21 protein-coding genes are annotated in these 22,735 nt (G+C 64.5%); 11 read left to right on the forward strand and 10 right to left on the reverse strand.

Annotated elements, in window-relative coordinates; all coding sequences use genetic code 11:
- Positions 1 to 82: 82 nt before the first annotated feature.
- From JYG34_RS20580 to JYG34_RS20590, 3 genes are all read right to left on the reverse strand, one after another.
- Complete coding sequence (locus JYG34_RS20580) at positions 83 to 1,045, reverse strand: FecR family protein (protein WP_213658093.1); 963 nt, start codon at positions 1,043 to 1,045, stop codon at positions 83 to 85.
- Positions 1,038 to 1,574, reverse strand: coding sequence for an RNA polymerase sigma factor (locus JYG34_RS20585; RefSeq protein WP_213658094.1), 537 nt, complete (start codon positions 1,572 to 1,574; stop codon positions 1,038 to 1,040). The genes JYG34_RS20580 and JYG34_RS20585 overlap by 8 nt, the downstream gene beginning before the upstream one ends.
- A gap of 157 nt (positions 1,575 to 1,731) precedes the next feature.
- On the reverse strand, positions 1,732 to 2,799 hold the full coding sequence (locus JYG34_RS20590; protein WP_011535387.1) for a glycerophosphodiester phosphodiesterase family protein: 1,068 nt from the start codon (positions 2,797 to 2,799) through the stop codon (positions 1,732 to 1,734).
- Positions 2,800 to 2,959: 160 nt separating this feature from the next.
- Here JYG34_RS20590 and JYG34_RS20595 point away from each other — a divergent pair, with 160 nt between their 5' ends.
- The 4 genes from JYG34_RS20595 (at position 2,960) to JYG34_RS20610 (ending at position 8,214) form a co-directional block, all read left to right on the forward strand.
- Positions 2,960 to 3,976 (forward strand): DUF4917 family protein, encoded by a 1,017-nt coding sequence (locus JYG34_RS20595; RefSeq protein ID WP_213658095.1) that lies wholly within the window; start codon positions 2,960 to 2,962, stop codon positions 3,974 to 3,976.
- Between the two features lie 85 nt (positions 3,977 to 4,061).
- The gene (locus JYG34_RS20600) at positions 4,062 to 4,595 is read left to right on the forward strand and encodes an RNA polymerase sigma factor (RefSeq protein WP_213658096.1); all 534 of its coding nucleotides are present in this window, start codon (positions 4,062 to 4,064) and stop codon (positions 4,593 to 4,595) included.
- Entirely contained in the window at positions 4,592 to 5,539 is a 948-nt protein-coding gene (locus tag JYG34_RS20605) for a FecR family protein (RefSeq protein WP_213658097.1), read from the forward strand. The genes JYG34_RS20600 and JYG34_RS20605 overlap by 4 nt, the downstream gene beginning before the upstream one ends.
- A 122-nt stretch (positions 5,540 to 5,661) precedes the next feature.
- A complete protein-coding gene (locus JYG34_RS20610; RefSeq protein WP_213658098.1) occupies positions 5,662 to 8,214 on the forward strand; it encodes a TonB-dependent receptor in 2,553 nt (850 codons plus the stop codon).
- A 45-nt stretch (positions 8,215 to 8,259) separates the two neighbouring features.
- On the opposite strand, the gene JYG34_RS20615 is transcribed toward JYG34_RS20610, so the two are convergent.
- The 4 genes from JYG34_RS20615 to JYG34_RS20630 form a co-directional block, all read right to left on the reverse strand.
- Entirely contained in the window at positions 8,260 to 8,760 is a 501-nt protein-coding gene (locus tag JYG34_RS20615) for a helix-turn-helix transcriptional regulator (protein WP_213658099.1), read from the reverse strand.
- 2 nt (positions 8,761 to 8,762) lie between these two features.
- Positions 8,763 to 9,038: a hypothetical protein gene (locus tag JYG34_RS20620; RefSeq protein WP_213658100.1), complete on the reverse strand. Its 276-nt coding sequence runs from the start codon at positions 9,036 to 9,038 to the stop codon at positions 8,763 to 8,765.
- A 202-nt stretch (positions 9,039 to 9,240) separates the two neighbouring features.
- On the reverse strand, positions 9,241 to 10,461 hold the full coding sequence (locus tag JYG34_RS20625; RefSeq protein ID WP_213658101.1) for a class I SAM-dependent methyltransferase: 1,221 nt from the start codon (positions 10,459 to 10,461) through the stop codon (positions 9,241 to 9,243).
- A gap of 197 nt (positions 10,462 to 10,658) precedes the next feature.
- Positions 10,659 to 11,267 (reverse strand): TPM domain-containing protein, encoded by a 609-nt coding sequence (locus JYG34_RS20630; RefSeq protein WP_213658102.1) that lies wholly within the window; start codon positions 11,265 to 11,267, stop codon positions 10,659 to 10,661.
- A 200-nt stretch (positions 11,268 to 11,467) separates the two neighbouring features.
- On the opposite strand from JYG34_RS20630, the gene bglX reads away from it, so the two are divergent.
- The 4 genes from bglX (at position 11,468) to JYG34_RS20650 (ending at position 18,585) form a co-directional block, all read left to right on the forward strand.
- The gene (bglX, locus tag JYG34_RS20635) at positions 11,468 to 13,759 is read left to right on the forward strand and encodes a beta-glucosidase BglX (protein WP_213658103.1); all 2,292 of its coding nucleotides are present in this window, start codon (positions 11,468 to 11,470) and stop codon (positions 13,757 to 13,759) included.
- Positions 13,760 to 13,900: 141 nt separating this feature from the next.
- Positions 13,901 to 15,658, forward strand: a complete 1,758-nt coding sequence (locus JYG34_RS20640; protein WP_213658104.1) for an ATP-binding protein — start codon at positions 13,901 to 13,903, stop codon at positions 15,656 to 15,658.
- Positions 15,652 to 16,986 (forward strand): sigma-54-dependent transcriptional regulator, encoded by a 1,335-nt coding sequence (locus JYG34_RS20645; protein ID WP_213658105.1) that lies wholly within the window; start codon positions 15,652 to 15,654, stop codon positions 16,984 to 16,986. The genes JYG34_RS20640 and JYG34_RS20645 overlap by 7 nt, the downstream gene beginning before the upstream one ends.
- A gap of 279 nt (positions 16,987 to 17,265) precedes the next feature.
- A complete protein-coding gene (locus tag JYG34_RS20650; protein WP_213658106.1) occupies positions 17,266 to 18,585 on the forward strand; it encodes an MFS transporter in 1,320 nt (439 codons plus the stop codon).
- Positions 18,586 to 18,661: 76 nt separating this feature from the next.
- Here the strand turns inward: JYG34_RS20650 and JYG34_RS20655 are convergent, their stop codons facing one another.
- On the reverse strand, positions 18,662 to 19,414 hold the full coding sequence (locus tag JYG34_RS20655) for a COG4705 family protein (RefSeq protein WP_213658107.1): 753 nt from the start codon (positions 19,412 to 19,414) through the stop codon (positions 18,662 to 18,664).
- 358 nt (positions 19,415 to 19,772) lie between these two features.
- Here JYG34_RS20655 and JYG34_RS20660 point away from each other — a divergent pair, with 358 nt between their 5' ends.
- Entirely contained in the window at positions 19,773 to 20,099 is a 327-nt protein-coding gene (locus tag JYG34_RS20660) for a hypothetical protein (protein ID WP_213658108.1), read from the forward strand.
- A 118-nt stretch (positions 20,100 to 20,217) separates the two neighbouring features.
- Positions 20,218 to 20,823 carry a flavin reductase family protein gene (locus tag JYG34_RS20665; RefSeq protein ID WP_213658109.1) on the forward strand — a complete coding sequence of 202 codons (606 nt, stop codon included), beginning with the start codon at positions 20,218 to 20,220 and terminating at the stop codon, positions 20,821 to 20,823.
- On the opposite strand, the gene JYG34_RS20670 is transcribed toward JYG34_RS20665, so the two are convergent.
- Both JYG34_RS20670 and JYG34_RS20675 read right to left on the reverse strand, forming a co-directional pair.
- Positions 20,824 to 21,057, reverse strand: a complete 234-nt coding sequence (locus JYG34_RS20670) for a hypothetical protein (protein ID WP_213658110.1) — start codon at positions 21,055 to 21,057, stop codon at positions 20,824 to 20,826.
- Between the two features lie 244 nt (positions 21,058 to 21,301).
- Positions 21,302 to 21,595: a putative quinol monooxygenase gene (locus JYG34_RS20675; protein ID WP_011535405.1), complete on the reverse strand. Its 294-nt coding sequence runs from the start codon at positions 21,593 to 21,595 to the stop codon at positions 21,302 to 21,304.
- Positions 21,596 to 21,798: 203 nt separating this feature from the next.
- On the opposite strand from JYG34_RS20675, the gene JYG34_RS20680 reads away from it, so the two are divergent.
- On the forward strand, positions 21,799 to 22,719 hold the full coding sequence (locus JYG34_RS20680; protein WP_213658111.1) for an AraC family transcriptional regulator: 921 nt from the start codon (positions 21,799 to 21,801) through the stop codon (positions 22,717 to 22,719).
- Positions 22,720 to 22,735: the final 16 nt, after the last annotated feature.

Genomic DNA, 22,735 nt, shown 5'->3' on the forward strand with positions numbered 1-22,735 from the left:
CTTGCAGAAGGTGGGTTCACAGCTGATGACGCGACAGCCGCGCATTACCCCTCAAAGAAAATTCGGCACATGAAAACGGGGATCAACGCTGCACGATCAGGCGTTGCCCGCCCTGCTCCACCAACCGTACCGGCAGCACACGTGGCAGTGCTTCGAGCAACACCTCGGGCTGGTCGCTGGGGAAACTGCCGGTCAGGCGCAAGACGCTGGCGCCGGGGTCGAGGGCCACCGGGCGCGTCACATAGGCATTGAGCTCGCCGATCACTTCGCTCAAGGGCTGGTCGGTGAACGACCACCAGCCACGCTGCCAATGCGCCAGGTCGGGACCGAACGCGCCACCGGCGCGCAATGTGCCCAATTGGCCCTGGCCATCCAGGCAGATGCGCTCGCCGGCCTGAAGGGTCTGCTCGCCACCCTTCAGGCCACGCACCTGTACCCGCCCCCTGGCGACGGCCACTTGCACCCGGTCGCCCCGGTCACTGACGGTGAAGGCCGTACCCAGCACCTGCACCAGCCCGAGCCGGGTACTGACCAGGAACGGTCGCCACAACTCATGGGCGACATCGAAGAAGGCATTGCCATGCAGCAGCATGACCTGGCGCTCACCATGGTCGAAACGCACCCGCAGGTTGCTTTCGGCGGCCACCAGCAACTGGCTGCCATCGGGCAAGGTCAGTGAACGTGGTGCTTCGGCGTGTGCGGTCAGCAGGTCGTATTGGAAGGGTGCGGTGCGCTTGAACATCCAGCCCAACCAGCCACCGGCGCCGAGCACCAATGCCAAGGCGCCCCCCTGGCGCAACAGCCGTCGACGACCGGCATCGCATGTTTGCGGCTGGACCGCCGCACGCAGCTGCGGGGTCAAGCGATGGACCATCTGCCAGCGCTGCTCGGCCTCCCGCCAGGCGCGTTCGTGTTCGTCACTCCTGCCGCGCCAACGTTGCGCCTGGTCGCCCAACTGGCGCACCCGCTCGGGGTCGTCGCCCTGCAAGGCGGCCAGGTAGACCAGGGCCTGCTGGACCTTGCGCGCAGAGGCCGGCTCAAGCATCACGCACGCTCATACGCAGTTCGGAAAGGTCGAACACCGCCCTTGCGATATGCAGCTCCACCGATTTCGCCGACAGCCCAAGCGCCTCGCACACCTCCCGGTGGCTGTGGCCATGCAGGCGCACGCGCACGAACACCTCGCGGCGCAGGCGCGGCATGCGCTCGATCCGCGCTATCAGCTGTTGCAACTGCTCGCGGGCGATCATGATGTCTTCCACGCTGGGCGTCAGCAGCGGCGCCCTCGCCAGCCAGTCCTCCAGCGCGGCCAGTTCAGTGCTGCGCCGCCGATATTGATCGATGCACAGATTGCGCGCGGCCTGGAACAGCAAGGCACGGGCATTGACCACCGGGGCGTTGAGCGCATGGGCATAGGCCTGGGCGAAACTGGACTGGGCAATGTCGGCGGCATCGTCGGGATTGCGCAGACGCCCGCAGAGGTAGCGGCGCAGGTCGCTGTAGTGGGCGAGCAGGTCGTCGACGACGGCCTGGAGGGCCGGATGGGTGTTCCAAGGCGCGGAAAGGGAGGTCATTGCACGGGACTGTGACAAGGCTCGTTAATAGGAATTCCTATCATTCTCACACATGTCATTCAGCCATCGCCAGTCTCGCACGGCACGGCTCGCCTTGTAGGAGCCAGCCTTGCTGGCTCCTACGGAAGGGACCGCCAACAGTGCGGTCCACTTCAGATCAATAGCCCAACGTGCCCAGCAACTGATCTTCCTTGCCGACCGATCGGCCATAGAAACGCATCAGCTCACCCGCACGGTTGGTGAAGATACCGTCCACCCCCGCCTTCATGGCCTTCTCGAAGTCCACTTTTTCGTCGAGGGTGTAGACGTGCACCAGCATGCCGCGCTCATGGGTTGCCTGGTTCATCCACGGCTGGATCAGGTCGGAATAGCTCTGCTCACCCAGATGCGTGCGCACCGCCGAAGGGCCGGTGCCGATGGCGCCACCTTCCTTGGCATAACCGAGCCAGCGCTCGAACTCGGCGCGGTCCTTGGGCTGCTGGCGTGCGTAGAAGGCCGACTTGTCCTGTTCACCCGACTCGGCGAAATCCTGCCCCGAGGCCGGCTCGACACTGCCCTTGGCCACCCACAACAGGAGGATCTTCGGCACTTGCGGCATGGCCTCGTGCAGCAGCTTGAGGCTGTTGCGGTCGAAGGTCTGCAGCACCACCTTGCCCGGCTTGTCCAGCCAGCCTCGCGCCTCGAGGCGCTTCTTCAGGTCCTGTTCGATCCCTGGGAACTGGGCCGGCTCCTTGGTCTCGATGTACAGGCCTGGGTGGCGCTTGGGATCCGCCTCGGCGATATCGATCACTTCATCCAGGGTGAGGATGCGCTGTTGCTTGAAGTGCTCCCGGGCACGCTCGGGGTAGGCCTTGTTGAACCAGCTGCCGGCATCCAGCGACTTGAGTTCCGCGAGGGTGAAGGCGCTCACCGGGCTGTTCTTGCGCTCGGGGAAGCGCTCGGCGACGTCACTGGTGCGCAGCAGCACATCATCGTGGACCACTACCAGCACGCCATCGCGGGTGCGCTGAAGGTCCATTTCCAGGTAGTCGGCACCCAGTTCACGGGCCAGTTGGTAGGCGGGCGTGGTGGATTCGGGGGCGTCGAACGAGGCGCCGCGGTGGGCGATCACCGCTGGTTGCGGGATACCCTGGGCACGGGCAAGCGCCTGGCCATCGACGGCCTGGGCAGCCCCCGTGGCCAGCAGGGTGGTCAGGCCAAGGGCCTGGATGAGGGTCTTGTGCATTGAAGTAGTCCTTTGTCTGTCTGTACCGACCCCTTACGGGCAAGCCCGCTGTCTACAGGTGGTTGCAGGGGCCGGTGGATTCCTGCAGGCCGCAAGCCTCGCACACTCTGCATGACATGCTAAAGTCCCCGCGTTTTCCGCCACACCCAACGGACCGCCCATGCCCGCACTCGACGCCCACCTGCCCGCCTGGGCCGACCTCAACCAACGCCATCCGTGCAGCGCCCTGCTGCTGGGCAACGGCGCCAGCCGCGCACTGTGGAAGCCGTTTGGCTATTTCTCGCTGTTCGAGGAGGCCCAGCGCGTGCGGCACAAAGCATTGGGGGTGAGTGACCAGGCGCTGTTCAAGGCCCTGGGCAGCGAACTGTTCGAGCCGCTGCTCAGTGCCCTGAACACCACGGTGCGGGCCAACGCCGCGCTGGCGATCAGTTCCACCGCGCCGCTGAACCGCTACTACTCGATCAAGGAAGCATTGATCCACGCGGTGCGTGCCGTGCATCTGCCCTGGCCGTTGCTCGGCGCGGCGACCCGCAAGGCGATCAACCAGGCCCTGCGCCAATACCAGAGCGTCTACACCAGCAACTACGACCTGATCCTGCCGTGGGCCATCGCCGAAGCCCCGGAAGGCTTCGCCGATCTGTTCGACGAACAAGGCTTCTTCGATGTGCGTCGCACCGGTGGCGAAGGCATCCGTGTGATGCACCTGCACGGCGGCATGCACTTGCTCAAGCTCCCCGACGGCAGCACCCGCCGGCGCAGCGCCGAACAAGCCGAACTGCTCGAAGGTTTCGCCGTCAACATTCCCGGTGAAGTGCCGCTGTTCGTCAACGAAAGCCGTAGCGACGACAAGCTGCGAGCGATCCGCAACTCCGACTACCTGGCCTGGTGCCTGGGCCAGTTAGCCCGCGAGCACGAAGGGGTGTGCCTGTTCGGACAGCACCTGGACAGCAGTGACCAGCACCTGCTCGATGCGCTGCGCCACGCCAGGCCGAAGCACCTGGCGATTGCCATTCGCCCCTTGAGCGAAGCGTCGATCATCAACCAGAAGCAGCATTTCATCGATCGTTTCGCCGACCTTGACGATGTTTCACTGCATTTCTTCGACGCTTCCACCCACCCGTTGGGCCTTGCCGAGCTGGCCATCAGCGTGCCGGACAGCCACAACCGTCGGCGCTGAAATCAGCGCTTGGGCAACATTTTGCAAATGTAAATAATTATCGATAAGATCCACGCCTTTCCCACGCCAGCCTCGGAAAGCGTGCATGCAGCACCCCAAGCCCGACCCCGCCGCCCAGGAAACCTGCCGTGGTTTCTACGCTGACATCCTGCACTTCCTGCGCAAGCGCATGGACAATGCCAGCGATGCCGCGGACATGACCCAGGATGTGTTCGCCCAGTGGCTGGGCTACCGCGACCGTGCCAAGGTGCAGCAGCCACGGGCCTTCCTGTTCCAGGTCGCGCGCAATCTGCTCAGCGACCACTGGCGCCGGCAGAAAGTCCGCCACGCGGTGCTGGAGGATGACGCCCCCACCGATGAGCTGGCCACCCCCGGCAACGAGCCGCTTGACCATGCCCAGCAGCAACAGCGGCTGAATCAATTGCGCCAAGTGCTCGCGCAACTCTCGCCGCGACGTCGAGAAGCCCTTATGCTGCACCGCTTCGAAGGCCTGACCCAGGCCCAGATCGCCGAACGCATGAACATTTCCGTCAGCATGGTCGAGAAGCACATCGCCGCCGCCCTGCTGCAGTGCAAGCAACGCCTGGACAGTGACACCGGCACGGAGCAGCTTCCATGACCCCCCTCGACGAACTCGACCCGCGCCCCATCGACGCCCAGGCGGCCAGCTGGTTCAGCCGCAACCGCAACGCCCCATCGCGGGATCAGCGCAAGGCGTTCGCCCAGTGGATGCAGACCCCCGAGCACGCCCGCGCCTACCGTCAATTCGAGCAACTGTGGGACGACCTCGCCGCCCTCAAGCACGCCAGCCGGCCAGTGCCCCTGCCAGTGCGTCGCGTCCCTCGCTGGCGCCCGGCACTGGCGGCGGCGGCCGCTGTGTTGGCCACGGTGCTGGTGGGCAACCTGGGCGCCGGCAGCGAAACCTACAGCGAGCGCTTGGCTGCCAGCCCCGAGATGCGCAGCCTGCGCCTACCGGACGGCAGCCAGTTGTATGTCAATGCCCAGACCCGCCTGCGCCTGGAGTTCACCGCCGAACGCCGGCTGATCCACCTCGACCATGGCCAGCTGTACATCGAGGTGGCGCCCGACAAGGAGCGCCCGCTGTTCGTCGATGCCGGCAGCGCCCGCGTGCGCGTCGTGGGCACCGGCTTCGACCTGCGCCGTGGCGACCGGGAACTGGTGGTCGGCGTCGCCCATGGCCAGGTGGCCTTCGAGACCCCAGGCGAGCGCCAACCGCCGCTGCTGCTCGGCGCCCACCAGGGCGCTACCTACGATCAGGCACGGGGCACCCTGGTACGCCATGAACTGGGCGAACAGCCGGTGGCCGACTGGCGCGAGGGCCATGTGAGCTTTCGCAACCGCGAGCTGGCCAGCCTGATCGACGAGCTTGGCCTGTACCGCCAGCAGCCGGTGTTGCTCGCCGACCCGGCACTGGGCCGCTACAAGGTGTCCGGCAACCTCGACGTGCATGATCCGGATGCCCTGCTCAATGCGCTCCCGGCATTGCTGCCAGTCAAGACCACCCTGTTGGCGGACGGTCGCCTGCGCATCGAACGACGCTGAAAACCATAATTTGAGAATTTTTATCATTCGCAGGTGAGGAAGTTTCGCAACGCCACGTCTTCCTCCTCGCCTGCCGCGTGACGGCGGGCCTTTTTCCGGCCTTTTGCCGTTTGGGGGAATCCATGTTGTCCGCGTTGCGTCCGTTGCACTGCCTGCCTGCCCGACCCACCCTGCTCGCCCTGTGCCTGGCCATGAGCCTGGCCGCCGAGGCGGCCCCGGTGGCCTTCGACCTGCCTGCCCAGCCACTGGCCCATTCGCTGAGCCAGCTGGCGCAGCAGGCCAAGGTCCAGCTGCTGTTCGACGAGGCCTTGCTCGGCAAGGCCCAGGCCCCGGCACTGAAAGGCGACTTCGAAGCCGAGGCGGCCATCAGCCGCCTGCTCGTGGGCAGCCGTTTCAGCGTGGTGCGCATGGGCAGCACCTACGTCGTGCGCCTGCGCGAGGATGACCCGAGCGCCGACAACAGCATCCAGCTGGGCGCCTTGAGCATCGTCGGCGATGGCCAGCAGGTCGACCCAGGCAACGTCGGGCGCTCGACCCTGGACCAGGAGCAGATCGACCGTTACCAACCAAGCAACATCCCCAGCGTCCTGGCCACCCTGCCCGGGGTGAACATGGGCGGATCGGCCAAGCCCGGTGGCCAGACCATCAACATCTGGGGCCTGGGCGACGCCGAGGACGTACCAATGACCGTCGATGGCGCACCCAAGAGCGGCTTCGAGCGCTACCAGCAGGGCACGATTTTCATCGAGCCGGAGCTGATCAAGCACATCGAGGTGGAGAAAGGCCCGCACTCGGTCAAGACCGGCAATGGCGGCTTCGGTGGCAGCGTCAACATGGAAACCAAGGATGCCGGCGACCTGTTGCAGGAAGGCCGCAACAGCGGCGCGATGCTCAAGTACGGCTATGCCAGCAACGATCACCAGCAAATCTACAGCTCGGCGTTGTTCGGCCGCACCGATGACGGGCGCATCGACGGCCTGGTCTATTACACCAAGCGCGACGGCGGCAACCTGAAGATGGCCGACAGCCTGCCGGACCCGACCAACCAGTGGCCGGTCAACCCCCAGCGCGTGCCCTACAGCGCCCTGGACCTGGACGGCGCGCTGCTCAAGACCAACATCCACTTCACCGACGAACACAGCCTGGGGCTGTCCTGGTCGCGTTCCGAGAGCGAACGCTGGACCACCTTCGCCTCCACCGCCTTCCCGGCGCCGCCAAACGCGGCGGACATCAAGAAGTATGGCTACGACGGCGCGCTCAAGCGCTTCCTGGCCAACCGCACGACCATCGACACCACCTGGTCGGCCACCTACAAGTACCAGCCCATCGAGAACCCTTGGGTCGACTTGCAGGTGAAGTACTCCGAATCCGATACCCGGCAGACCGACGAGCGTGACGCCACCGCGTTCTTCCAGCCAGCCACGGGCGGGCGCAAGATGGACACCGAGTACAAGGACCGCATGCTCGATGTGAAGAACACCAGCACCTTCCTCACCGGCCCCCTGGAGCACGCGCTCACGGCCGGCGTGCAGGTGCGCCGCCACGACCGCGACACGCAGATGTGGATGCCCGGCAAGACCTATGAAGTGCCCAAGTACAACTACGGCAACTTCCAGCCCTACTTCATGCCCAGCGGCCAGGTCGACAGCCAGGGCTATTACCTGCAGGACGCCATCACCCTGGGCGACCTGACCATCACCCCGTCGCTGCGCTATGACCATGTCACCAACGAGGGCAAGCCCAACGACGCCCCTTACTACAACAACCCTGCGGCCGGCCACGACTACAGCGACAAGACCTACAGCGGCTGGTCGCCACGCCTGTCGCTGTTCTGGAAGGTGACTGAACAGACCGCACTGTTCGCCGACTACAGCAAGACCTGGCGCGCCCCGGTGCTCGACGAGCAGTACGAGGTACAAGGCCTGGGCAGCCGTACCTCGACCAGCCGCGACCTCGACCCGGAACGCATCACCGGCATCCGCGTGGGCAGCATCAGCAACTTCGCCAACGTGTTCACCCAGGGCGACAGCGCCCAGGTGCGCACCATGTTGTTCCGCAACAAGATCACCGACGAGATCTTCAAGGCCACCGGCGTCGGTTGCCAGCAACAGTTGGTGACTGGCGGCACCATCGCCAATACCTGCGGCGGCGGCCTGATGGGCAACTACCGCAACATCGGCGACGTGGTCTACAAAGGCTTCGAGGTCGAGACGTTCTACGACTCGACCTACCTGTTCGGCGCAGTATCCTATTCGTGGATGGAAGGTCGCCACGAAGGTGCCTACACCAACCCCTGGGGGCCGGATGTGTGGGCCAAGGATGTCCCGGCACCGAAGTGGATCACCACACTGGGGGTGAAGATCCCGGCCTGGGATGCCCGCGTGGGCTGGACCGCCCAGTTCGTCGGTGCCACGAACCACCTGCCCAGCGACAAGTACTTCGAGGGCCCGGCCAGTGCGTTGGGTGACCGCTACTACGACAATTTTGGGAATGAGAAGTACGAGATCCATGGCTTGTTCGCCAACTGGAAGCCACAGCAGGCTTACCTGAAAGGCACCGAGGTGAACCTGACGGTCGACAACCTGTTCAACAAGGCCATCCGGCCCGAGCTGTCCGGAGAGAACGCCTACACCGTCGGGCGCAACGCCAAGATCAGTGTCACGCGATTCTTCTGAAGATGTCGGCCTGGGGTGACGCAATGGAATGCATCGCCCACCCGCTCAACATTCCCCCTCACCACATACCCGCTCGTGCGCCGCGGCGACGTTCAGCCGCATCGCCGCCAGGGCCAGGTCGATGACGTCCTGGGCCACCGCGTAGGTGCCTCGCGCCTGCATCCAGCAAAGGATATCGGCCAGGTGCCAGATCGAGACCGTGCCTTCGTGTACCGGCGCCGGAAAACTGTGGGGATGGGTGAGCATGAGCTTGCGCATGTTCTGCCGGGAAACCCCCACCAGTTGCGCCACATCGGTCAGCCCCACCAGATCGGGGGCGGCCTCGATCAACCGGGCTTGCGGGGCAACCCGCCGGACATCCGCCAAGGCGCTGTGAAGGGCGTCCTTCGCGCACCCGGCCTGCCGGGTGAAGAACAAGGCCATCCTGCCGGGCAGGCCAGTCCCCACGACGGCGTCATCACAGCCAGCCTCCCCCAGCTGCTCGACCAACGCATCGACATCCTCAGCATCGGCCAGTTGGTATTTGAGGGTGAATTCGTATTCCATCGTCATGGCTCCACGCGCCTTCGCGACTTGAGGTTCATACCCCTCGACGTGCAGTTGTCCACGACCCTGCGCAACTGGCGGGCAAAGGTGCCTGGGTTTCGGGGCGTGTTCCAGACACTGGTGATGCAGAACTCACCGCAACGGCATTCGAGATCGTTGTTGGGGCAGTAGATCCGCCCCCAGCAATGGCCACCGCCCACCACGACTCTCCATCCCTGCGCCTCGGCGTGCTTCAGGGTCTGCTCGATTTCCTTGCTGGGGTGGGTGGGGCGGGCCATCGATTGCGCTCCAGTATGGACAGGGGAGGAAGGTTGTCAAGCGACAACCAAAAGACACCGACGGGCGTCCTCCCGATCCAGCCTAGGATCTGCGGCGCGCGCAAAAGCCTCATCCCTTCAGCTTCGGAAGAGGCCTATGCGAAATAGGGAAATTGCGTAAATAGGGGGCAGCGTTACCACAACTTCCGATACGGGCAATTGCCTATCCGGCAATCAACCCGTCTGCCCGCAACAAGGTTTCCAGGCAATGCTCCCGGACCCCATAGAACGCCTTGAGCTGGCCGATCTTCTCCAGCAGCGCGCTGTTGTCCTGTGGCTGTCGACGCTTGACCGCGAGGATCATCTTGTTCTTGTTGGTGTGCTCCAACGAAATGAACTCGAAGACCTTGGTCTCGTAGCCACAGGCCTCGAGGTACAGCGCACGCAGGCTGTCGGTGAGCATCTCGGCCTGCTGCCCCAGGTGCAGGCCGTACTGCAGCATCGGCTGCAACAGGCCTGGGCTGTGCAGTTGCGGACGGATCTGCTTGTGACAGCACGGCGAGCACATGATGATCGCGGCGTTGCAACGGATACCGGTGTGGATGGCGTAGTCGGTGGCGATATCGCAGGCATGCAGGGCAATCATCACCTCGATGGCATCGGGCACCACGCTGCGCACGTCGCCACATTCGAACACCAGCCCCGGGTGCTCCAGTCGCGCGGCCGCCGCGTTGCACAACTCGACCATGTCCTGACGCAGCTCGACGCCGGTGACCTGCGCTTCACGCCCAAGGGTGTTGCGCAGGTAGTCGTGCATGGCGAAGGTCAGGTACCCTTTGCCCGAGCCGAAATCGGCGACCCGCAAGGGTTGCTCCACGGTCACGGGTGCGCTGCTGAGGGCGTGGTCGAAGACTTCGATGAACTTGTTGATCTGCTTCCACTTGCGTGACATCGAGGGGATCAGCGCGCCTTGCGCATCGGTCACCCCCAGGTCGCGCAGGAACGGCCGCGACAGTTCCAGGTAGCGCTTCTTCTCCCGATCATGCCCGCCCGCAGGCGCCTCGCGCGGAGCCTGCTGGGCCAGGTGGCGGCGCAGCATCGGCTTGCCCTTCTTGCTGAACTCCAGTTGCACTTCGCCGGCAGCGGTAAACAGGTGGGCATTGCGAAAATGCTCGGGCAACAGATCAGCCACCAGCGCCAGGGCTTGCCCCAGCGGCAGGTTGCGGGTGATGTCGCGGGTCTGGTGGCGGTAGACCAGTTGCAGGTTCATCTCACCCTTGATCTGCACCGGTTTGGCGATGATCCGCTGCAACGTCTGGTCGGCGCCGACATGGCGCGCCAGCACCAGCTTGCCGAGGCTGCCATTGGCCAGGGCGTCGGCCAGAAGGTCGAGAAACTGAGCGCGCGCGTCCGGCGCGGCGGGGGCGGAGGAAGGGAAAGACATGGAAACGGGTGCCTCGGAATGCGGGGGCGCTTTGCGCAATGGCGCACATTCTACGCGATGCAGGTCCCCCGCGAACCCCTGAGGAGAGCCGGCGACGGCCATGCCGCGCCAGCCTCGATATCGACACTGAACCTGCAGGAGCCGGCTTTGCCGGCGAAAGCGCCACTGCAGCCAGCACAGGGCGTTGTGCTGTGCGCTCAGTCGAGAATCACCAACCGATTGGGCAGTTCGTTACGCGCATGGGTCGGCGGCACATGCTCGCTGAGCAATTCACCGCAGGCCTCGATGCACTCGACGAAGCCCTGCAATGTTCGCCCCTGGCGCACCTGTTCGGTGAAGCGGGCGACGATGACCTCGCGCGCCTGCTCGGGCAGGTGCCGGGCGATTCCCTCGTCGACCAGGATCTCGACATGCCGCTCGGCTTCGCTGACGAAGATCAGCACCCCGGTGGCACCTGCGGTGCGCTGCAGGTTGAGTTCGAGAAACTGCTGGCGGGCCAACCCCGAGGCGCGCCGGCGGCGCAGCACGGCAGGCACCACCCAGGCAGACAACCGCGGATGACGCAACAGCAGGCACAGGCTGATGAAGGTCAGCATCTGCGCCAGCAACAGGCCATTAACCCCGATCCCCCCCAACCACAGGTGCAGCAGCCCGGGGACCAGCAACGCCAACAGGGCGGCCCAGAGCAATGGCAGATAGGGGAAGTCGTCGGCGCGGCGGGCCAGCACGGTCACAAGCTCGGCGTCGGTGCGCCGTTCGGCGCGGGCGATCGCCTCGGCGATCTGGCGCTGTTCGTATTCGGTCATGCCATCGTCTCTCGAGCGTTCTTATCGTTGTTATCCCGGCATCGGGGTGGCGAGAGTGTATCTCAACAAAGGCCTCATATAAGGCATAATCCGCGGCTGCGTCGGATCATGGACGAATGATCCCTAAAACCGCCACTGGACACTACGACAACAGGCGTACGAATAGTCTCGGCCTTTCGCCTCACTCAACAACGGAATTGATGATGAAACTGTCTTTGCTGGGCCTGGCCATGGGCCTTGCCAGTCAGGCGGCCCTTGCCGCCACCCCCGCCCCGCCCCTGCAGGACAAGCAGGCCTTCATCGACCATCTGATCGGCCAGATGACCGAAGCCGAGAAGATCGGCCAGTTGCGCCTGATCAGCATCGGCCCCGAAATGCCCCGCGAGAAGATCCGCGAGGAGATCGCCGCCGGGCGTATCGGCGGCACCTTCAACTCGCGCACCGCCCCCGAGAACCGGCCGATGCAGGACGCCGCCATGCGCAGCCGCCTGAAGATCCCGATGTTCTTCGCCTACGACACTATCCACGGTGAACGCACCATCTTCCCGATCGGCCTGGGCCTGGCCTCGTCCTGGGACATGGACGCCATCGCCAAGGTCGGCCGCACCTCGGCCATCGAGGCTGCCGCCGACTCGCTGGACATGACCTTCGCGCCGATGGTCGACATCGCCCGCGACCCGCGCTGGGGCCGCACCAGCGAAGGCTTCGGCGAAGACACCTACCTGACCTCGAAGATCGGCCAGGTGATGGTCAAGTCGTTCCAGGGCTCGAGCCCAGCCAACGCCGACAGCATCATGGCCATCGTCAAGCACTTCGCCCTGTACGGCGCGGTGGAAGGCGGACGCGACTACAACACGGTCGATATGAGCCTCACGAAGATGTACAACGACTACCTCCCGCCCTACCGCGCCGCGCTCGACGCTGGTGCCGGCGGGGTGATGGTGGCGCTGAACTCGATCAATGGCGTGCCGGCCACCTCCAACACCTGGCTGATGAATGACCTGCTGCGCAAGGAGTGGGGCTTCAAGGGCGTGACCATCAGCGACCACGGCGCCATCCAGGAGCTGATCCGCCATGGCGTCGCCCGCGACGGCCGTGAGGCGGCCAAGCTGGCGATCAAGGCCGGCATCGACATGAGCATGAACGACACCCTCTACGGCGAAGAGCTGCCGGGGCTGCTGAAGTCCGGCGAAGTCAGCCAGGCCGAACTGGACCAGGCAGTGCGTGAAGTGCTGGGCGCCAAGTACGACATGGGACTGTTCAAAGACCCCTATGTGCGCATTCCCAAGGCCGAAACCGACCTGAAGGACTACTACGCCGACGACCGCCTGCACCGTGCCACCGCTCGCGACGTGGCACGCCGTGGCCTGGTGCTGCTGGAGAACCGCGAGCAGACACTGCCACTGAAAAAATCCGGCACCATCGCCCTGGTCGGCCCCCTGGCCGATGCGCCGATCGACATGATGGGCAGCTGGGCCGCCGACGGTAAACCGCATCACTCGGTCACCGTGCGCGAGGGCCTGCGCCGTGCCGTCGAAGGCAAAGCCCAGCTGGTCTACGCCAAGGGTTCGAACGTGACCGGCGACAAAGCCATGTTCGACTACCTGAACTTCCTCAACTTCGACGCCCCGGAAATCGTCGACGACCCACGCCCGGCCGCAGTCTTGATCGACGAAGCGGTCAAGGCCGCGAAACAGTCGGACGTGGTGGTCGCCGTGGTCGGCGAGTCCCGTGGCATGTCCCATGAATCGTCGAGCCGCACCACCCTGGAAATCCCGGCGGTGCAACGCGACCTGATCAAGGCGCTGAAGGCCACCGGCAAACCGCTGGTGCTGGTACTGATGAACGGCCGCCCGCTGTCGATCGCCTGGGAACGCGAGCAGGCCGATGCCCTCCTCGAAACCTGGTTCAGCGGTACCGAAGGCGGCAACGCCATCGCCGACGTGCTGTTCGGCGACTACAACCCGTCCGGTCGCCTGGCCATCACCTTCCCGCGCTCGGTCGGGCAGATCCCCATGTACTACAACCACATGCGCATCGGCCGTCCGTACACGCCAGGCAAGCCGGGCAACTACACCTCGCAGTACTTCGAGGAACCCAACGGCCCGCTGTACCCGTTCGGCTACGGCCTGAGCTACACCAGCTTCGACCTGTCGGGCCTGGCACTGTCGCAGAAGGCACTCAAGCGCGGTGGCAGCCTGCAGGCCAAGGTGACGGTGAAGAACACCGGCAAGCGCGATGGCGAGACCGTGGTGCAGCTGTACATCCAGGATGAAAGCGCCTCGATGAGCCGCCCGGTCAAGGAGCTGAAGAACTTCCAGAAACTGATGCTCAAGGCCGGCGAGTCACGAACCTTGACCTTCGACATCAACGAAGAAGACCTGAAGTTCTACAATGGCCAGCTGCAGCGGGTGGCCGAGCCGGGGCAATTCAATGTCCAGGTCGGCCTCGATTCGCAAGCGGTGCAGCAGCAGAGCTTCGAGCTGCGTTAAGCAGGTCCGGCCCTTTCGCGGGCAAGCCCGCTCCCACAGGCTTTGGCACTTTCCCTGTGGGAGCGGGCTTGCCCGCGAAAGGGCCAGTACAGACACTCAAGATTCGACAGACCACCACTGCCCCACACCAGGATCCGCCCCATGCCCTCATCCTTCCGCGCCCTGCGCCTGGGTCTGATCATCCTGCTGATCCTGGTCGGCACCTCCCTCAGCGCCGGTTGGGCCATGCACCAGGCCAAGCGCCAGGCACTGGAAACCGACGCCCGTCGGGCCAGCCAGCAACTGGGCTTGTACGCCAATGCCCTGCACACATTGATCGAACGCTACCGCGCGCTGCCCGCCGTGCTGGCGCTGGACCCGGAGTTGGTCGACGCCCTGCGCGGCCCGGTCACCGAGCAGGTGCAGGACGCTCTGAACCGCAAGCTCGAACGCATCAACGGCGCCGCCAACTCCTCGACCCTGGAGCTGCTCGACCGCACAGGCCTGGCCATCGCGGCCAGCAACTGGCGCCTGCCGACCACCTACGTCGGCTCCAACTACGGTTTCCGCCCTTACTTCAAACAGACCCGCAGCCAGGGCAGCGGCCGCTTCTACGCGGTCGGCGTGACCAGCGGCGTGCCGGGTTACTTCCTGTCCAGCGCGGTGAACGACGAGCATGGCCGCTTCCTCGGGGCCATGGTGGTCAAGCTGGAGTTCCCCGAACTCGAACGCGAATGGCGTCAGGGCAGCGACATCCTGCTGGTCAGCGACGCCCGCGGCATCACCTTCATCGCCAACCAGGAAGGTTGGCGCTATCGCGAGTTGCAGCCGCTGAGCGGCGCCGATCGCGCCGAACTGGCCGAGACCCGCCAGTATGACAAACAACCCCTGGTCCCCCTGCAACACCAGGCCCTGACCCGCTTCACCGACAGCAGCCACCTGGCCCGTGTGCAGGGCCCGGATGGCAACGCCGAGTACCTCTGGGAAAGCCTGCCACTGGAGGCCGAAGGCTGGACCTTGCACCTGCTGCGCAAGCCGCAGGTGGCCGAGGACGGTCGCAACGCCGCCCTGGCCGCCGCCGCGATCTGGCTGAGCCTGGTGTTCGCCGCGCTGTTCGTCAGCCAGCGCCTGCGCCTGGCCCGCCTGCGCCAGCGCAGCCGCGAGGAGCTCAAGCGCCAGGTCGAGGAGCGCACCCGCGAGCTGCGCACCGCCCAGGAGGGCCTGGTGCAATCGGCCAAACTGGCGGCGCTGGGGCAGATGTCCGCCGCCCTCGCCCACGAGATCAACCAGCCGCTGACCACCCAGCGCATGCAACTCGAAACCCTGCGTCTGCTGCTCGACCAGGGCCGTCACGAACAGGCCCGCCTGGCCCTGGAGCCACTGGAGCAGATGCTGACGCGCATGGCCGCGCTTACCGGGCACCTGAAGACCTTCGCCCGCAACAGCCCCGGCGGCCTGCGCGAACGCCTGGACCTGGCCACCGTGGTCGACCAGGCCCTGCACCTGCTGGAGGCACGCATTCGCGCCGAGGACGTCGAGGTGGCCCTGTACCTGGCGCGCCCGGCCTGGGTGCGCGGTGATGCGATTCGCCTGGAGCAAGTACTGATCAATCTGCTGCGCAATGCCCTCGACGCCATGGTCGACAAGCGTTACAAACGCCTGGAGATCCGCATCGAGGTCGACGCGGGGTTGTGGCGGCTGAGCGTGCTCGATTCCGGCGGCGGCATCCGTGACGCCGACCTGGCCAAGGTGTTCGACCCATTCTTCACCACCAAGCCGGTGGGCGAAGGCCTGGGCCTGGGCCTGGCGATCTCCTATGGCATCGTCATCGATGCCGGCGGCAGCCTGCAGGTCGAGAACCTGCCGGGCGGCGCGCGCTTCAGCCTCACCCTGCCCCGCGACCTGGAGCCTGTATGTTGAATTCCGTGATCGTCGTCGACGACGAAGCCAGCATCCGCACCGCCGTGGACCAGTGGCTGAGCCTGTCGGGTTTCAATGTGCAACTGTTCGCCCGTGGCGAGGACTGCCTGGCACAGCTGCCCAAGCACTTCCCCGGGGTGATCCTCAGCGATGTGCGCATGCCCGGGCTGTCCGGCCTGCAACTGCTCGAGCGGCTGCAGGCCGAGGACCCCGACCTGCCGGTGATCTTGCTGACCGGCCACGGCGATGTGCCCATGGCGGTGGAGGCCATGCGCAACGGCGCCTACGACTTTCTGGAAAAACCTTTCACCCCCCAGCACCTGATGGGCAGCCTGCGTCGCGCCCTGGAAAAGCGCCAGCTGGTGCTGGAGAACCGCCGCCTGCACGAACAGGCCGACCTGCGGGGCAAACTGGAGATGACCCTGCTGGGCATGTCCCAGGGCTTGCAGCAATTGCGCCGACAGGTGCTGGACCTGGCGAGCCTGCCGGTCAACGTGCTGATCCGTGGCGAAACCGGTAGCGGCAAGGAGCGCGTGGCCCGCTGCCTGCACGACTTCGGCCCGCGCGCCGACAAGCCGTTCGTCGCGCTCAATTGCGCGGCGATTCCCGAAACCTTGTTCGAGGCCGAGCTGTTCGGCCATGAAAGCGGCGCCTTCACCGGTGCCCAGGGCAAGCGCATCGGCAAGCTGGAGTACGCCAACGGCGGCACGGTGTTCCTCGACGAGATCGAAAGCATGCCACTGGCTCAGCAAGCCAAGCTGCTCAGGGTGATCCAGGAGCAGAAGCTCGAGCGGCTTGGCGCCAACCAGAGCATCGCCGTCGACCTGCGCATCATTGCCGCGACCAAGCCCGACCTGCTTGAAGAAGCCCGCGCCGGACGCTTCCGCGAAGACCTGGCCTATCGACTGAATGTCGCCGAACTGCGCCTGGCGCCCTTGCGTGAACGACGCGAGGATATCCCCCTGCTGTTCGAGCATTTCGCCCGTGCCACCGCTGAGCGCCTGGGGCGTAGCGCACCACCGCTGGGCGGTGCGCAGCTTGCGCAGCTGCTGACCCATGATTGGCCGGGCAATGTGCGCGAACTGGCCAATGCCGCCGAGCGCCATGCGTTGGGGTTGGGCTCGCCGAATCTGGACGAAAGCGCTGCAGGCCAGTCACTGGCCGACCAGATGGAAGCGTTCGAGGCACAATGCCTGCGGGCATCGCTGCGCCTGCACAAGGGCGAGATCAAGGGCGTGATGGAAGCCTTGCAGCTACCGCGGCGAACGCTGAACGAGAAGATGCAACGGCACGGGCTGGTGCGAGAAGATTTCATAACGCGCGAATGAGCGGAAATCCGCCTACCATCGACCACCAATGAGCAAGAATCCGCTTATTTCTACAGGCACGACCGGTATCGTCATGAAGCCCTTGGCCGGCAACGCCGACTCCTACAGAGATCGCATCAGGCCAGGTGTTACGCGCCCTCTGTAGGAGCCAGCCTTGCTGGCGAACAGCCCCTGCACCGCAAATGGGCGTGTGCGCCCCCCTTTGGCACACCTCCTGCAAAACCCTTCTCAAGCTGCGCCTCGAGCGCGCTCCACAAAAACAACGAGAAGGTATCCCTGATGGATAACGCCAGCACTCTGCCCACCGGGGCGGCCGTTACCCCCGCCGTGGAAAAATCCACCGCCAGCCGCCTCAAATCGATCTTCAGTGGTTCCATCGGCAACATGGTCGAATGGTACGACTGGTACGTCTACGCCGCATTCTCGCTGTACTTCGCCAAGGCCTTCTTCCCCGCCGGCGACACCACCGCCCAACTGCTCAATACCGCCGCGATCTTCGCCGTGGGCTTCCTCATGCGCCCGATCGGTGGCTGGCTGATGGGCCTGTATGCCGACCGCAAGGGCCGCAAGGCAGCGTTGATGGCTTCGGTACTGCTGATGTGCGCTGGCTCGCTGGTGATCGCGCTCACCCCAGGCTATGAAACCATCGGCGTCGCCGCCCCTGTCCTGCTGGTCGTCGCCCGCCTGATGCAGGGCCTGTCGGTCGGTGGCGAGTACGGCACCTCGGCCACCTATCTCAGCGAGATGGCCAGCAAGGAACGCCGTGGCTTCTTCTCCAGCTTCCAGTACGTGACCCTGATCTCCGGCCAGCTCATTGCCCTGGCGGTGCTGATCATCCTGCAACAGACGCTCACCACCGAGCAGCTGTATGCCTGGGGCTGGCGTGTGCCGTTCGTGATCGGCGCGCTGTGCGCGGTGGTTGCCCTGTACCTGCGTCGCGGCATGGAAGAGACCGCCTCCTTCACCAAGAAAGAGAAGTCCAAAGAAAGCCTGATGCGCACCCTGCTGCGTCATCCCAAGGAGCTGATGACCGTGGTCGGCCTGACCATGGGCGGCACCCTGGCCTTCTACACCTACACCACGTACATGCAGAAGTACCTGGTCAACACCGTGGGCATGAGCATCAGCGACTCGACCACCATCTCGGCGGCCACGCTGTTCCTGTTCATGTGCCTGCAACCGATCATCGGCGGCCTGTCGGACAAGATCGGTCGGCGCCCGATCCTGATCGCCTTCGGCGTGCTGGGCACCCTGTTCACCGTGCCGATCCTCAGCACCCTGCACACCGTGCAAACCTGGTGGGGCGCGTTCTTCCTGATCATGGCCGCGCTGATCATCGTCAGCGGCTACACCTCGATCAACGCCGTGGTGAAGGCCGAGCTGTTCCCCACCGAGATCCGTGCCCTGGGTGTCGGCCTGCCCTACGCGCTGACCGTGTCGATCTTCGGCGGCACCGCCGAGTACGTGGCCCTGTGGTTCAAGAGCAACGGCATGGAGACCGGCTTCTACTGGTATGTCACCGGCTGCATCGCTTGCTCGCTGCTGGTGTACGCGACCATGAAGGACACCAAGCAGCATTCGCGGATCACCACGGACTGACCTTCGTTCGCTGAAAGACGAAAAGGGGCGCCCCGTTCGACGGAGCGCCCCTTTTTCATTGGATGCCGGCTTGAACTCAGGACATCTCCACCACACGTTGTGGCTCGCGACGCTGGTAATGCGTGGCCATCAGCACCAGCACCAGCAGCACGCCACCCAGCACCAGCGAAGAGCCGACAGTACCGAAGTCCAGCCCACCCTTCTCGTGCGACTTGGTCAGCACATCGCCCAGGGTCGCGCCGAACGGGCGGGTCAATACGAAGGCGATCCAGAACAGCACCACGCCGGAAATCTTCGTCCAGTAGCGGGCCGCGGCCACCACCGCGATTGCCGAGCCGATCAGCAGCGCGCCACCGGCAAAGCCCAGCCCGGAGTCATCGGCCAGGTAATCACCCAATGCGGTACCCAGGGTGTTGGAGAACAGGATCGCCACCCAGTAGAACAGCTCGCCGCCACGGTTCTTGATGCGGGTGACATCCAGCGGATTGCCGCTCAGGCGCCAGAGGGCGAAGGTCGCCAGCAGGATACCGATCAGTACTGCGGAGCCCGTGGCGTAACCCAGGCCCAAGGTGCGGTCCATGAAGTCGGACATGGTGGTGCCGGCAGTGCTGGTGGAGAGAATCACCAGCCAGTACAGCATGGGGTGGTAGCGGCGCGAGTAGAGCTGGGTGGCCAGGGTGACCAGGAACACACTGATCAGCAGCAACGAGCTCATGGCATAGCCGATATCGAGGGTCATCGACAGCAGGTCGCCCGCTGTCTCGCCGAGGGTGGTGGCGCAGATCTTCATGACCCAGAAGGCCAGGGTGATTTGCGGGAGTTTGTTCATTGTTTGCCGCTCCGGGATTTGAGTGCGGCGGATGGTGATTGAGCTTGTCTGAAAAATCGGTTGGCGCTGTATGAAAAATCCGTTTGCTCGTCCCAAGACATCACAAGACCTGCCTCTTAACTTGCCATTAATCCACTCCCAACACCCTTGGTGTGGCTACTGAAGCAGCCTCACGGCGCTTGGCAACCGAAACCGCGCTACAAGCCCTGCCGCGTTCTCTGCTGGACGAATAGCGCAGAAACAAATCGAATAATTCGATTTTATTGCGTTGTTTTTTGCGCTTTTTAATCAGATTTATTGGCGTAGCATTGAACCCATAGAAACAACAACCCCCGACGATTCAACTGGAGCAACCACCATGAAAAACAAACTGATCCTCACCCTCGCCCTTTCTGTCATCGCAACTGGCGCCTTCGCCGAAGATGGCTTCGAACGCACCAACGCCCACGGCTTCGCAGCCGTGCAAAGCCAGGCAGGCACCTATGCAGAAGATGGTTTCGACCGCACCAACGGCCAACGCTTCACCGAAGACGGCTTCGACCGCACCAACGGCCAGCGCTTCGCCGAAGACGGCTTCGACCGCACCAATGGCCAGCGCTTCACCGAAGACGGCTTCGACCGCACCAATGGCCAGCGCTTTGCCGAAGATGGCTTCGACCGCACCAACGGCCACCGCATCAGCTGATCACTGATGCGTGCAACCAGCCCGGCTTCGGCCGGGCTTGATCATTTTCAGCCAGGCAAAGCCTTGGCACACTAGGCGCCTCGTTCCCACACAGGAAGGGCCTCGCGGCCTTGCGCAGATGTACTATTACGAACCCGCCAAAGGCCACGGCCTGCCCCACGATCCGTTCAATGCCATCGTCGGCCCCCGGCCCATCGGCTGGATCTCCAGCCACGACCGCGAAGGCCGCCTGAACCTGGCGCCCTACAGCTTCTTCAACGCCTTCAACTACATTCCGCCGATCATCGGTTTCTGCAGCGTCGGGCGCAAAGACAGCCTGAACAACATCGAACAGACCGGCGAATTCGTCTGGAACCTCGCCACCCGCCCGCTGGCCGAGCAGATGAACCAGAGCTGCGCCGCGGTGGCGGCGGATGTCGATGAGTTTGTGCTGAGCGGCCTGACGCCAGTTGCGTCGAACGTGGTCAAGGTGCCGCGCGTGGGCGAAAGCCCGGTGAGCTTCGAGTGCAAGGTGAGCCAGATCGTGCAACTCAAACGTGCCGACCAGGAACTCGTGCCCAGCTGGCTGATCCTGGGTGAAGTGGTGGCCGTGCATATTGCCGAGCACCTGCTCAAGGAGGGTATCTACGATACCGCCGCCGCCGAGCCGATCCTGCGTGGTGGCGGCCCGGCGGACTACTTCGCGCTGGGCGAGCTGTTCAAGATGGCCCGCCCGCAGGCCTGATCAGAAGATCAGTTCGCCTTCCTCACCAACGCCCCGCAGGCGTTCGAGCTCTGCACAGGCTGCCTCGTCGGCGGCCATCGCCGACTTGAACACCTGCCCGTCGAGAACCTTGTGGAAGCGCGGCGCGCCGCCCATGTTCAGGGCCTTCACGGCAATCGCCGCGTGATAGCCGCCGCCCTCCACCGGGACCATCGCCGAAACCGCTTCGAAGTGGGGGAATTCTCTACGTGCCATGCTGCACTCCGCCTGATTGTTCAAGGGACGGCATTCTACACGCCCAGCCACCGCCGCTCCTCCTGTGGAGGCCCAACCCAGAACTCTGTAGGGGCGGCTTCAGCCGCGATACAGGCGTCGCGGTGCCTGGTACCCGCTTCGCGGGTAATCGCGGCTGAAGCCGCTTCTACAAAGGTCGCACCAGGTCAATGGGGCAAATTTCGCTCAACAAGATCCAGCTTGCCGGTGACCCCGTCCCCGACACTCAGGCAAACGTGTGCAAGTCCAGGCTGCTGACCACACGCTCCTGCACCAGCTCGCCGAATACGTCCAGCGTGGGCGACGCGAAATATCCGCTCATCGCCCGCTCGTCACTCCAGCTGCCACTGAGCAGCCACAGGTCGGCATCGACCTGCGAGCGCTGCACACTGAAGCTCAAACAGCCCGGCGCCCGCAACGAAGGCTCCAGCAGATCGCGCAGACGCACGCCAAGCTCCGCCGAACGACCGTTGCTGGCGCGGATGAAAGCCAGGTGTGTAACCGGTTGTTGTTGGGTCATGAACGATCTCCTTGAGCTGCTGCGGACGGGACGAACCAGGCTGCCAAGCTTAGGGGCTGGCCCGCGCGCGTCGTTAGGCCGATACTGCCGAGCGCTTGCCTGATCCTGCAGCGCGGCAGGATCAGGCAAGCGACGTGCAGCTTTCGTCTAGCGTCCGTCCTTGCCCAAACCTATGCTGCCACGGTCAGCAGAGGAAACCCGTCATGACCACCTCCCCGCCCCTAGATCCCGTCCTGGAACAACAACGCCAGGAGCTGGCCGGGCTGATCCAGCGCCACGCCCAAGGCCCGCACGGGCCGGTATCGGCGATCGAAGACCTGTACCTGACCCGCTACGAAGAAGACGTGCGCGGCATGCCCGCGCTGGCGCAACCGGCCCTGTGCATCCTGGCCCAGGGCAGCAAGACCTTGTTCCTCGGCGATGAGCGCTACACCTACGATCCGCTGCACTACATGGTGGTCTCGGTCACCCTGCCCATCACCGGCGCGATTCTGCAAGCCAGCCCACAAACCCCCTGCCTGGGCCTGAGGCTGGATATCGACCCGGCCCAGATCAGCCAGCTGATCGCCGAGAGCGGACCGATGCTGGTGCCCAACCAGTCGGCGGCCCGTGGCCTGTTCGTGGAGAAAAGCGACCCGCAATTGCTCGATACGTTGTTGCGGTTGTTGCGCCTGCTCGATTCGCCGAGGGACATCGCAATCCTTGCGCCATTGGTGCGCCGCGAACTGATGTACCGGGTACTGCGCGGCCCGCAAGGCTGGCGCCTGTGTGAAATCGCCCTGTCCAACAGCCAGACGCACAGGGTTTGCCAGGCCATTGCCTGGCTCAACCGGCATTACCAGGAACCGCTGCGCATCGAAGACCTGGCGCGCGAGGTGAACCTCAGCATCTCGACCCTGCATCACCGCTTCAAGGCGGTGACCTCGATGAGCCCGTTGCAGTACCAGAAGCAGTTGCGCCTGCAGGAGGCGCGACGGCTGATGCTCAATGACGGGCTGGAGGCTGCGGTGGCGGGCTATCGGGTAGGCTATGAAAGCCCTTCGCAGTTCAGCCGGGAGTACAGCCGCCTGTACGGCGCTCCACCGATTCGCGATGTGGCGCGCTTGCGCGCCAGCGCAGGTTGACTTCATCGGCAGCCGG

The sequence above is a fragment of the Pseudomonas entomophila genome, from assembly GCF_018417595.1.
GTDB classification, from domain to species: Bacteria; Pseudomonadota; Gammaproteobacteria; order Pseudomonadales; family Pseudomonadaceae; genus Aquipseudomonas; species Aquipseudomonas entomophila_C.